This window comes from Flavobacterium sp. NRK F10, assembly GCF_024054235.1.
Classification (GTDB): Bacteria; Bacteroidota; Bacteroidia; order Flavobacteriales; family Flavobacteriaceae; genus Flavobacterium; species Flavobacterium sediminis.
Window position 1 is genome coordinate 486,682 of record NZ_JAMXLC010000001.1, and the last position, 11,972, is coordinate 498,653.

The window sequence follows — 11,972 nt, forward strand, 5'->3', positions numbered from 1 at the left end:
AAATACCAAATTATGAAAAAAATAACTCTTATTCTTGTCACACTTTTTGTCTTTGGGTGTAAACCAACAGAAAAAGCTGTGGAAACCAAACTCAATTACCAATCACAAGTCGCTGTAAAAGGAGACTGGCAGGTCACTGATGTTTCTTATGCTAATTCTGACTACATAAAAGTCAGTTTATTTGATCTGGGAAACACCAAATGTTTTGTAAACAGTACCTGGCATTTCATTTCCAACAACAACAAAGGAAATATGAAAATCAATGACTATTCCTGTGCGTATGAAAGTGATATTACCTGGTACATCAATCAGAATAATGAAATGGTAATCAAATTTTTAAACGGAACAAAAAGTAAAAAAGTGACTACCGGATACGTAGTTCAGTATGTACCGATTAATGAAAATAAATTCCAATTGATCGAACAAGCTGACGTATTAAACAAAACACAAGATATTGTATTAACTTTTGAACGCATATAGTTATGAAAAAAACAATTTTAATAGCATTATCGGCTGTATTATTGGTACAGTGTAATGCGGTGAAGAATTCAAACAATACACAACGAGGGGCTGTGATCGGTGCGGCAGGAGGTGCCGTGATCGGAGGTATTTTAGGAAACAACTTAGGAAAAGGCGGAAAAGGTGCTACCGGAGCTATTTTAGGAGGTGTTATCGGTGGAGTCGCCGGAGGATTAATCGGGCGAAAAATGGACAAGCAAGCACGTGAAATTCAGGAACAATTACCGGGAGCACAAGTAGAACGTGTCGGAGAAGGTATTAAACTGACTTTAAATGAGAATGCAATTCGATTCAATTTAAACGAATCGTCTTTGACCAGTACAGCTAAAGCCAATTTAGATAAATTAGTTCCGGTCTTTAAAGATTACAATGACACTAACATTATCATCTACGGACATACAGATAGTTCCGGAAACGATGATTACAATATGACCTTATCGGTTAAAAGAGCCGAATCCGTAAAAAACTACCTGATTGCCAAAGGACTTTCCGGTTCGCGATTTGAAATTGTAGGTATGGGAGAAACCGAACCTATCGATACCAATGAAACGAAAGAAGGCATGGCCAATAACAGAAGGGTTGAATTTGCTATTATTGCCAATGAAAATATGGTACAGCAAGCACAACAGGAAGCACAAAACTAAGACATAAAAAATCCCCGCGATGCGGGGATTTTTTATTAATATACTTCAGACTCTTTTAATTTTTCTGTATTAGCTACTAATTGCAACTCATCAATTATCTTTTGGAGATTTCCGTTCATTACACCATCCAAATCATAAATCGTCAACCCGATTCTATGATCCGTCACACGACCTTGAGGATAATTGTACGTTCTGATCTTAGCCGAACGGTCACCCGAACTTACTTGCGAATTACGTTTCTTAGCATCTTCTTCCTGCTTCTTAGCCAATTCCATTTCGTACAAACGAGAACGTAATACCTGTAAAGCTTTATCTTTATTCTTATGCTGTGATTTTTCATCCTGACATTGCGCCACTAATCCCGTAGGAATATGTGTCATACGCACTGCAGATTTAGTTGTATTTACCGACTGACCACCGGGACCTGACGAACAAAACAAATCAATACGCACATCATTCATATCAATTTGCACGTCAAACTCTTCTGCTTCAGGCAATACCATCACTGTAGCCGCCGAGGTATGTACCCTTCCCTGAGTTTCAGTTTGCGGAACACGTTGCACACGATGCACACCGGCTTCAAATTTCAAAGTTCCGTAAACGTCTTCACCGTTCACTTCAAAAACGATCTCTTTATAACCACCGGCAGTTCCTTCATTCAAGTCTACTACTGAAGTTCTCCAACCTCTGCCTTCACAATATTTGGTATACATTCTATATAGATCTCCTGCAAAAATTGATGCCTCATCACCACCCGTTCCCGCACGGATCTCAACCATTACATTTTTAGCATCTTCAGGGTCTTTAGGAATCAACATAAATTTGATCTCTTCCTCTAACTGAGGTAAACGCTCCTGAGCTTCATCCAGTTGCATTTTGGCCATTTCCACCATTTCTGCATCCGATCCGTCTGCAATAATTTCTTTAGCCTCTTTTATATTTCCGGTAACATTAATGTACTCCTCGCGCTTTTCAACAAGTGCTTTCAGATCTTTGTATTCCTTATTCAACTGTACATATCGCTTCTGATCTGCGATTACATCAGGTTGAATGATCAGATCTGAAATCTCATCAAAACGTTGTTTTACATATTGCAACTTTTCTAACATAGCTGTCTTTCTTTTTTAGGAGTGCAAATTTATGCTTTTTTACGCAATGTTTAAAGTTAAAAAATCTTAAGTTTTATTTTTTGAGAATCAAACGATTAAAACATTTATTTAAAACAAGTCTAAATAAATTTTGATTCTTATTGTATACTTACTATTTTTGCATTGTTTTTATTAAATCTAAATAAATGAAAAATAAAATACTCATCTTAGCTATTAGTTCAATTGCCATTTCAGGTTGGACACAGGAAAAACAAAAAGACAGCATAAAAAGTTTAAAAGAAGTTGTCGTGAGTGGCACACCGAATAAATATGTCGTTAAAGAACCTTCAAACAGTCTCCGCTTACAAACCGAGATAGAAAAGATCCCACAAAACATTCAGGTTATTACTAAAGATGCCATTGATAACCAAAACATCATTAACATGATGGAATCGGTTACCCGCAATGTCAGTGGTGCTCAAATGATTGAACACTGGGGACACTTTGCCCGTATAAATATGAGAGGCTTTAAACTACCGGCTTTCCGAAACGGAATGAACGTAGAACTGCCTTGGGGACCACTTTCTGAAGACATGTCGATGGTAGAACGCATTGAGTTTGTAAAAGGACCTTCAGGATTTATGATGTCGGCAGGTGAACCAGGAGGTTTTTACAATGTTGTTACTAAAAAACCAACTAAAAATAAGATCCGAGAATTGAGTTTTACTACCGGAAGTTACAACACCTATAGAGGAACTATCGACTTAGGTGGTGCTTTAAGTAAAGATGGTAAATTTCAATACCGCTTAAACGGTATGTATCAAAACCTGGAAAGTCAAAGAGAATTTGAAAAAAGCAACCGTTACAGTATTGTACCGTCTTTCCGTTATGAATTCTCAGATAACACTACGGTTACTACTGAAGTTACTTACCAAAAGGCCAAACAAATGATCGGGGCAGCCTATGTTTTTGCGCCTGCTTCAGCAGGTTACGGAAGTTTGGACAGAGATTTTTCAATCCTTGATAAGGATTTTCCAATGTCTACCATCGAAGAAGTCAGCTTTCTGACCAACATTACACATAAATTCAATGAAAACTGGTCTGTTGCCGGCCAATACATGATTATGCAATATAGCGGAACGGGAAGCAGTTTATGGGCTTACAGCATGGCTGAAAACGGAGACTTATTGCGCTATTTGAGTATCTGGGATGCTTTATCTACGAACCAATTGGCTCAAATTTATACAAACGGCACATTCAATACCGGTTTTATCAAACATAAAGTAATGGGTGGCATTGATTCCAGAAACTTAAGTTATTATGCGGACTGGGGACAATACGGATTAATTGATGATCCGGCAAATCCTTTCAACATTTATAATCCGGTCTACGGGAATGCCGTTTATCCTGAATTTGACCGTTCGCAATCTGTAAAAGAAAGAGGAGCGGCTAATCATCAGGGAGCGGATCTGTATTCGGCTTATGCTCAGGATGAATTGAATTTTTTAGACGAAAAGTTACGCTTAACAATCGCAACTCGTTATACAGAAGGTAAAACATTTGCTTACGGAGCCGAAAGTAAAGAAGCTCGTTTCACTCCCCGATTCGGTCTAAGCTACGATATTTTAAAAGGATTTACTGCCTATGCTTTATATGACCAATCCTTTGCACCGCAATACGGAGCAAGTGCCACCGGAGAAAAATTTGACCCGGTTCTGGGAACAGATATAGAAGGAGGTCTAAAAAAATCATGGTTCAAAGGCAAATTAAATACCGGATTGACCGTTTATCAAATTACCAAAGAAAATGTATTAGTAAACGATCCTGAAAACCCAAACTTCAGTATTCAGTTAGGTGAAATTCAATCTAAAGGAATTGAATTTGATATGCAAGGACAAATAACTCCGGAATTAAATATAATATTGAACTATGCTAATACTGATGTGGAGATCACTAAAGACTCTGATCCGGCTAATGTCGGTACCAAAGTCGCCGGATTTGCCAAACATATCACAAACGGCTGGGTTAATTATAATTTCAAAAAAGACTCGTTCTTAAAAGGTTTCGGAATCTCCGCCGGATATCAATATCAGGTTGACAGATCTTCATGGAACTGGGGGGCGGACAATGAATCTGAATTACCGGATTATTTCAGACTGGACGGAGCTATCTCCTGGAAAAACCAACATTTTAGTGCTACTTTAACTATCAACAATATTTTAGATGAATACCTGTATAGCGGTTCTAATTACGGAACTTATCTATACTGGCAAAGTGAACCGGGAATCAATGGGAGGATCACAGTTGCCTACCGCTTTTAATTTTAATTTCATGTTAGTTTAAATTTTGAGCTCCTCTAATGTGTTTGCATTAGAGGAGTTTCAAGTCTTAAAACACAACCGGAAAAGCTCATTATAAAAAGACACATTTTTGATGAAAAAGACAAAAAAAAACAGATTCAAATACTGGATCGGAAAACTTCATTTATGGTTAGGTTTAACAACAGGATTACTTGTTTTCATTATATCGATAACCGGAGCGATCTATGCTTTTCAGGAAGAAATCACCAATCATCTTAGAAAAGATGTTATTTTTCACAAAGAACAAAATATTGAAGCTAAAGCTATTCTGCCAATCAAAGAACTGGAAAAAAAAGTTAATGAATATACATCTGAAAAATTCCCTTTACATTGGGTCACAATTCCGGTTGATAAAAAAAGAAGCTACATTTTTTACTATTACGAACACGATCCCAACGGATGGAACCTCTTTGAAGAATACATCGTTTACAAATCTGTTTATGTTAACCCTTTTACCGGAGAGATACTCGGAAGTTATGATGAAATAAGCTCCTTTTTCAACATTATTAAATCAATCCATTTCAGTCTGATGCTCAATACGAGTTGGGGAGTTTATGTTTGTGGAATTCCTACACTTATTTTTGTTTTCATGCTGATCTCCGGAATCATTCTTTGGTGGCCGAAAAATAAAAATGCACGCAAACAACGTTTCCGGTTCAACTGGAAAAAAGTAAAAAAATGGAAGCGAAAAAATTATGATCTACATAATATTCTGGGGTTCTATGCCTCCTCAATTGCATTAATCATAGCAACAACCGGACTGTTCTATTCCTTTCTTTTTATCAAAGCTCTCATTTACATTGTATTCTCGGGTGGCGATACTACTTATCCTGACTTTTCACATATCAAAACGAAAGCTCCTATTGAAATGCGCAACGCGCAAACTCTTGATAAGATTAGTGCTAAAGTAGAAGAATTATATCCGGATGCTTTTGCTTACGCATTAGATTTCGGTTACGAACATCTAGACGAACATGAGCACCCTAACTATTCTGTCTATGTGAAACAACTTTCGTATTCCTATCACATCAACCACAACCTTATTTTTGATGAGAACTCCGGAGAGTTACTACATGTTCATGACCATAAAGATAAAAACATGGGAGAAAAAGCAGTTTCAGCCAATTATGACGTACACATTGGTGCCATATTAGGTATTTGGGGTAAAATTTTAGCCTTCATAATCAGTCTGATCTGTGCTTCCCTTCCCGTAACCGGTTTTTTAATATGGTGGGGGAGAAAAAAGAGACACTAGTTTGCCACTATCTCTTTTGTTGTAATTACAAAATTTACATTATTTAAAATAATTCTAAATAATTTGTTCTTTAACAAGAGAGTTAGTATTTTAGCCTAGCTATTTAAAATCATTCTTAATAATGTGTCGCAATTATATATTACTTAATCAAACCGAAAATGGCCTTCTGCTTTTTCTTAAAGGATGTGCTAATTATCAGTTAAGCTATAAAAATCTGAATTTCAGCCTTACTAAAGAAGAACTTAAAGCATTTAAAAATTACCTCAAAAAAATAAATATTGAATATTGGGAAACTGAATATCAAAATTCTATTTACCCCAAAAAAATACCGATTCCTACATTACAAAAGAATTTTATCATTTTACTGGATCGCATTGAAATTGAAGAACTACTACGTTTACTTCAAAAAGAGTATTGCTCCTTTTTAAGGTTTTCTGACATTAAGAATACTATTATCTGGAACTAAAAGCACGCATTTTTATGTTATAAAAGCAGATCAAAATCACTAAAAAACAAATAGTTATCACTTTTAATTAAAATTAATCTAAATAAATTTTGGAGATTTCCTGTATTTCTATACTTTTGCGCCGTTATTTTAATTTGTTCTAAATAAAATGAAAAAAATCTTACTACTAACCCTGAGTTTAAGTGCTGCTCCCTTTATTTTAGCACAAGAAAAACAGTATGATTCTGCTGATGAATTTGCGATTGTTAATGATACAGTAAAAAAGTACAGTCTAAATGAAGTGGTTGTAAACGGCAATCCTCAGGACGTCCCTGCCACCGTAGGTAAAGCCAATATTAATCCTATGGATTTACCGCAGGCTACTACAATTATCACAAACGAAACGCTGAAGAACCAACAAGTAAGTTCGCTAAGTGACATCTTAAAAAATGCCAATGGTGTTTATATCATGGGAACGGTAGGTGGTTATCAGGAAGAGATTGCATCAAGAGGTTTTTCAATGAGAAGTGACAATACCTTTAAAAATGGTGTACGTTATTTTAACGGAATGATGATAGAGACTTCCGGTTTAGAAAAAGTTGAATTTTTAAAAGGTAGTGCTGCCATGCTATATGGAAATGTGGCACCGGGCGGAATTCTGAATCTGGTAACCAAAAAACCTAAATTTAATTTTGGAGGAGAAGTGGGCTTTGCTTTCGGTAGTTTCAATACTTACAAACCTACTTTTGATGTTTACAATGCTATCGGTAAAAATAAAAAAGTAGCTTTTCGGGTAAACGGAAGTTATGAAAAGGCCGAAAGTTTCAGAGATTATGTAGAATCAGAACGCTACTACCTAAACCCTTCGTTCCTATTCAAACTTTCAGATAAAACAGAATTATTAGTTGAAACGGATTATACGAATGACAGTCGCACTCCCGATTTCGGTTCCGGTGTGATTGATTATGAACTAGTAGATATTCCGAGAAGCCGTTTCTTAGGTGTAACTTGGGGTTATTTTGACAGTGAGCAATTATCCAATACCATTACCTTAACTCATCACCTCAACGATAACTGGAGTGTTAACTTTATTAACGGTATTCGCTACTACGAAACCGAACTGTTCTCAAATGCAAGACCCAATACCGGTGGTAGTATTTCTGAAGATGGTGAATGGACTCGTAACTTACAAAGATCGAAAGAGAAGAATAACTATTTTACCCAGCAAGCTAATTTAAACGGTAAATTTACCATAGGAAAAACACAACATCAGTTCTTATTTGGTGCCGATGTGGAAAATTATAAGACCAATGCTACCCGTTATAATAATTATACCGGCTATGATACGATCAATATCTTTAATAACTACGATCCATCATCTGAAGGAGCTATTCCTGACCTAACTTTAAATACCTATACACAAACACCTATTAGCCGTTTTGGCATCTATGTTCAGGATTTGATCTCTTTTGCTGAAAAATGGAAATTATTAGCAGGTGTTCGTTACAGCTATCAGGATACTGAGAGTAATGTTTACAAATATTCAAATAGCTCAACAACTATAACCAATAATTATGACGGTGCCTTTTCTCCCAGAGTCGGTTTAATATACCAGCCATCTAAAAAACATTCCCTTTTTGCCACCTATTCAAATTCATTCCAGACCAATACAGGAACGGATATTGACGGTAATGCTCTTGACCCGTCAATTATTGACCAATATGAAGTGGGAATAAAAAATAAATTATTCAATGATAAAATCCAAGCAAACGTTACCTTCTACCAAATTAACAATGATAATTTGGCGCAAACTTCACTGGCAAACGGAAACACTAATTCAAGCATTAAAGAATTAGCCGGAGCAATCAGAAGTAACGGTGTAGAGATAGACATTACTGCAAATCCGGTAAAAGGCTTACAAATTGTTGCCGGTTACAGCTTTAACGAAACCAAATACAGAAAAAGTAATACCTACATAGAAGGTAGTTTGCTTCGATACAACCCTAAAAATACAGCAAACCTAAGCATTAACTACAAAGTGGAGAGCGGCAAACTGAAAGGTTTAAATGTCGGTTTAATCAACTCCTATTTCGGAACGCGTTATGCAGGACGTTCTACTCGCATTACAGAAGAGAACGACAATCGAAAATTGATCTACTTAAGCGATTATTTTCAGGTTGATGCTACTTTAGGATACGATTATAAAAATTTCAGCATTCGTACAAAATTGGCCAATATTTTTAATGAATTGAACTATAATGCGCATGATGATAACAGCTTAAATCCTATTGCGCCTCGAAATTATTCTGTAGCTTTGTCGTACAAATTTTAATCCTCAAAACACACTATTAACAACTTAACGTTTTTAAAAAATGAGTGCACAAAAAATCAGAAACATTCACCGCGATTTAGGTTACTTTTACTTAGGCTTAATCATTTCATTTGCTCTTTCAGGAATAATGATGAATCACCGTGACCATTGGCATCCTGAAAAATTTACAATTGAAGCTAAAGCTATCGAAGTAGCTCTACCTGCTGAGAATGAGATCACGGAAGATTATGCAAAACAACTAGCAAAAGACCTTCATATTGAAGAAAAACTAAAACGTCAAATGGTTCGTAAAGGAAAGTTCAAAATGCAATTTGACAATACCGAAGTGGAATTGGATGTTAAAACCGGAAAAGGTGAGATCGTTCAATTTGTCAATACACCTTTAATCAGCCAAACGATGCGATTACACAAAAACACTTCTAACTGGTGGATTTACTATTCAGATATTTTCGGACTATCCTTGATTATAATCGCTGTAACAGGCGCTATGATGATTAAATACGGGAAACACACGTTTAAACAACGCGGTTGGAAATTAACCGCCGTAGGTTTACTCTTCCCTATTTTATTTCTACTATTTTTAAGCTAATGAAAAATACCGACTGACAGTCGGTATTTTTTTTGGTCTTTTAATTAATTTTTTCTAAATTTATAAAACGTTATACTATGTAACCGTAACAATAACACATTGTTAGCTAATGTTTTTTTATATTAGAAGAATGTACTGTTTGTTATTCTCCCCTTCATTATTATCTATTATAATTAATAATACCTACCACAATGGGAAGATTAAAAATAACTGCGTTTGCACTCATTTTACTAACGTCATTACTTCTTAGCCATTTATACATCGGATACCAGGTTTCCAGTAAAGAAGGCGTTTCTTCTCTTATTAATATAGCCGGACGACAACGAATGTTAAGCCAAAAAATGCTCTCCTTGTCTTATCGTCTTAAGCAGAACAACTGGGAAAATCCGCTGGAAATTGAGTTAACTAAAAAAGAGTTAACCGATATTATATCGCAATTTCAAAAAGCAGATTCAATAATTCTAAAGTATACGACCACAATACACCATAATGCTTCACTTGATTCTATCAAGATTTCAAATGCCAGTATAAACCATCTGACCTTTGCTGTTAATCAAGTTCTTCAATCACAAAATAAGCAAGAACTATCCTCCGCTGTAGCATCACTCGAAAAAGCCCAATCTCAATTTCTGGTAGCAATGGAAAGTGAAGTAGACTTATATGAAAACTACGGGAAAGAAACACTAAAGCAAATATCCCGAATAGAAATTATTATTTATGCTGTTTTATTATTACTTACCATTATTTTACTGACATCTTTAATTTTTCCTTTCATACAAAAGATACAAACCAAAAACAAATCGCTGGAAAAAAGTTGGGAACGCTATACCATTTTTGTCGAACAAATGCCTGGAGCTATAGCCATGTTCGATAACAACATGAACTATCTGGTTGCTTCTTCCCAATGGTATGAGGATTACAATTTAGTAGGACAAGACATCATCGGAAAATCACATTATGATGTCTTTCCGGAAATAGGTCAGGAATGGAAGAATATCCACCGGGAATGTCTAAACGGCAAAATAAACCATAATGACGAAGCCCCTTTTGAACGTGCAGACGGATCGGTGCAATGGTTGGCTTGGGATGTTCGTCCCTGGAGAGACGAAAAAGGGAATATTGGCGGGATCATCATGTACACGAATGATATTACCGACTATAAATTATTGCGACTGGAACAAAACCGTTTGCATGAAATAATAGATAAAATCAGTGATGTGGCTCGAATAGGTGCTTGGGAACTGAATATCGACAAAAGTAACCTGTACTGGAGTAAACTTACGAAAGAGATACATGAAGTTCCGGATGATTTTGAACCGACCTTAGATACTGCCATTCAATATTACAATAAAGGAGAAAGCAGAGAAAAAATTGAAAAAGCCATAGAAGAAGCTGTAAAAAACGGAGAACCTTTTGATCTGGAACTTGAAATAGTAACTGCCAAAAACAATATTATCTGGGTCAGAGCTATCGGCGAACCCGAATTCAAAGACGGAAAATGCGTCCGACTGTTCGGAGTATTCCAGGATATTCATAAATACAAAACACTCGAACTGAGAAATTCCTCCCTCTTAGCCCGTTTAAATGCGATCATGCAATCCGCAACGGAAATATCCATTATAGGGACTAATCTGAATGGCATTATAACTTATTTCAACTCCGGAGCCGAAAAATTACTAGGCTATAAGGCCAAAGAAATAATCGGCAAAAAAACACCTGAGATTTTTCACAATAAAGAAGAATTAATACGAAGAGGAAAAGAGCTTTCAAAACAATACCGAAAACACATTTCAGGCATAGAAGCTATTTTTGCACCTACACGTGAAGGAAGACCCAATACCCGAGAGTGGATATACATTCGGAAAGACGGCACAAATTTAAAAATGCAACTTTCGGTTACAGCATTAAAAAATACGGAAGGAGTGACTACCGGTTTTTTAAAAATTGCTACCGACCTTACGGAAACGATCTATCTTCAGGAAGCTTTGATCAGCAGCAATCAAAAACTGGAAGAATTAACTCAAAAGCTTACCCGAAAGAATTCTCAACTAGCTAACTTTGCTCATATCATATCACATAATTTAAGATCTCCTGTTGCTAATCTTACCTCTCTTAATTATTTATATACAAACACAAGTGACCCTGAGGAAAAAGACCTGTTAATGTCAAAATTCCAAACGGTAATCACCCGCTTATCCGAAACATTAGACACCTTAGTTGAAACGCTTAAAATAAAAGAAAGCAGCAATGATGATCTGGAATTAATCTATTTTGATGAAATTCTGGAAAGAACAAAAGAAATGCTGACCGGACAAATTTTAGAATCTGATGCTAAGATCATATCAGACTTCAGTAAGGCTGAAAACATAAAATACAAGAGAGCTTATTTAGAAAGCATTTTTCTGAACATGATTACCAATGCTATTAAATACAGATCTGCTGAACACGCCCCGGTTATCCGTATCACAACTTCTTACACTGAAAAAGGAAAAACAATTGTAACGTTCAGTGACAATGGCTTAGGAATCGATCTGGAAAAATACGGTACAAAGTTATTCGGACTTAGCAAAACCTTTCATCAGCATAAAGATGCTAAAGGAGTTGGCTTATTCATGACCAAGAACCAAATAGAATCCTTAGGCGGTACGATCACTGTTGAAAGTCAGGTTAATTCAGGAACAACCTTTACCCTCACATTATAGCTTTCCGCTCACCTACTCTTATCCTCTCCATCTGAGAT

The 11,972-nt window shown here is 36.1% G+C and carries 9 protein-coding genes; 8 read left to right on the forward strand and 1 reads right to left on the reverse strand.

The annotated features are described in order from the left end of the window. The first annotated feature begins 12 nt into the window (after positions 1-12). Together NHF50_RS02225 and NHF50_RS02230 are read left to right on the forward strand one after the other, a co-directional pair. Complete coding sequence (locus NHF50_RS02225) at positions 13-480, forward strand: hypothetical protein (RefSeq protein ID WP_252774915.1); 468 nt, start codon at positions 13-15, stop codon at positions 478-480. 2 nt (positions 481-482) lie between these two features. Beyond that, complete coding sequence (locus tag NHF50_RS02230; RefSeq protein ID WP_252774916.1) at positions 483-1,163, forward strand: OmpA family protein; 681 nt, start codon at positions 483-485, stop codon at positions 1,161-1,163. A gap of 35 nt (positions 1,164-1,198) precedes the next feature. Here NHF50_RS02230 and prfA read toward each other — a convergent pair whose 3' ends face one another. Beyond that, on the reverse strand, positions 1,199-2,272 hold the full coding sequence (gene prfA / locus NHF50_RS02235) for a peptide chain release factor 1 (protein WP_109568146.1): 1,074 nt from the start codon (positions 2,270-2,272) through the stop codon (positions 1,199-1,201). Between the two features lie 185 nt (positions 2,273-2,457). Here prfA and NHF50_RS02240 point away from each other — a divergent pair, with 185 nt between their 5' ends. The 6 genes from NHF50_RS02240 to NHF50_RS02265 all read left to right on the forward strand — a co-directional run bounded on the left by NHF50_RS02240 (position 2,458) and on the right by NHF50_RS02265 (position 11,934). After that, positions 2,458-4,572: a TonB-dependent siderophore receptor gene (locus NHF50_RS02240; protein ID WP_252774917.1), complete on the forward strand. Its 2,115-nt coding sequence runs from the start codon at positions 2,458-2,460 to the stop codon at positions 4,570-4,572. A gap of 112 nt (positions 4,573-4,684) precedes the next feature. After that, positions 4,685-5,866, forward strand: a complete 1,182-nt coding sequence (locus NHF50_RS02245) for a PepSY domain-containing protein (RefSeq protein ID WP_252774918.1) — start codon at positions 4,685-4,687, stop codon at positions 5,864-5,866. Positions 5,867-5,987: 121 nt separating this feature from the next. Next, complete coding sequence (locus tag NHF50_RS02250; RefSeq protein ID WP_109568149.1) at positions 5,988-6,332, forward strand: DUF6686 family protein; 345 nt, start codon at positions 5,988-5,990, stop codon at positions 6,330-6,332. A 148-nt stretch (positions 6,333-6,480) separates the two neighbouring features. Beyond that, positions 6,481-8,643 (forward strand): TonB-dependent siderophore receptor, encoded by a 2,163-nt coding sequence (locus tag NHF50_RS02255; protein ID WP_252774919.1) that lies wholly within the window; start codon positions 6,481-6,483, stop codon positions 8,641-8,643. A gap of 40 nt (positions 8,644-8,683) precedes the next feature. Continuing rightward, on the forward strand, positions 8,684-9,232 hold the full coding sequence (locus tag NHF50_RS02260) for a PepSY-associated TM helix domain-containing protein (RefSeq protein ID WP_252774920.1): 549 nt from the start codon (positions 8,684-8,686) through the stop codon (positions 9,230-9,232). A 191-nt stretch (positions 9,233-9,423) separates the two neighbouring features. After that, entirely contained in the window at positions 9,424-11,934 is a 2,511-nt protein-coding gene (locus tag NHF50_RS02265) for a PAS domain S-box protein (protein WP_252774921.1), read from the forward strand. Positions 11,935-11,972 lie beyond the last annotated feature (38 nt).

Coding starts and splice junctions, on each gene's coding strand:
- prfA (WP_109568146.1), bottom strand. CDS start 2,272: ATGTTAGAAAAGTTGCAATATGTAAAACAACGTTTTGATGAGATTTCA.
- NHF50_RS02260 (WP_252774920.1), top strand. CDS start 8,684: ATGAGTGCACAAAAAATCAGAAACATTCACCGCGATTTAGGTTACTTT.
- NHF50_RS02225 (WP_252774915.1), top strand. CDS start 13: ATGAAAAAAATAACTCTTATTCTTGTCACACTTTTTGTCTTTGGGTGT.
- NHF50_RS02265 (WP_252774921.1), top strand. CDS start 9,424: ATGGGAAGATTAAAAATAACTGCGTTTGCACTCATTTTACTAACGTCA.
- NHF50_RS02240 (WP_252774917.1), top strand. CDS start 2,458: ATGAAAAATAAAATACTCATCTTAGCTATTAGTTCAATTGCCATTTCA.
- NHF50_RS02255 (WP_252774919.1), top strand. CDS start 6,481: ATGAAAAAAATCTTACTACTAACCCTGAGTTTAAGTGCTGCTCCCTTT.
- NHF50_RS02245 (WP_252774918.1), top strand. CDS start 4,685: ATGAAAAAGACAAAAAAAAACAGATTCAAATACTGGATCGGAAAACTT.
- NHF50_RS02230 (WP_252774916.1), top strand. CDS start 483: ATGAAAAAAACAATTTTAATAGCATTATCGGCTGTATTATTGGTACAG.
- NHF50_RS02250 (WP_109568149.1), top strand. CDS start 5,988: ATGTGTCGCAATTATATATTACTTAATCAAACCGAAAATGGCCTTCTG.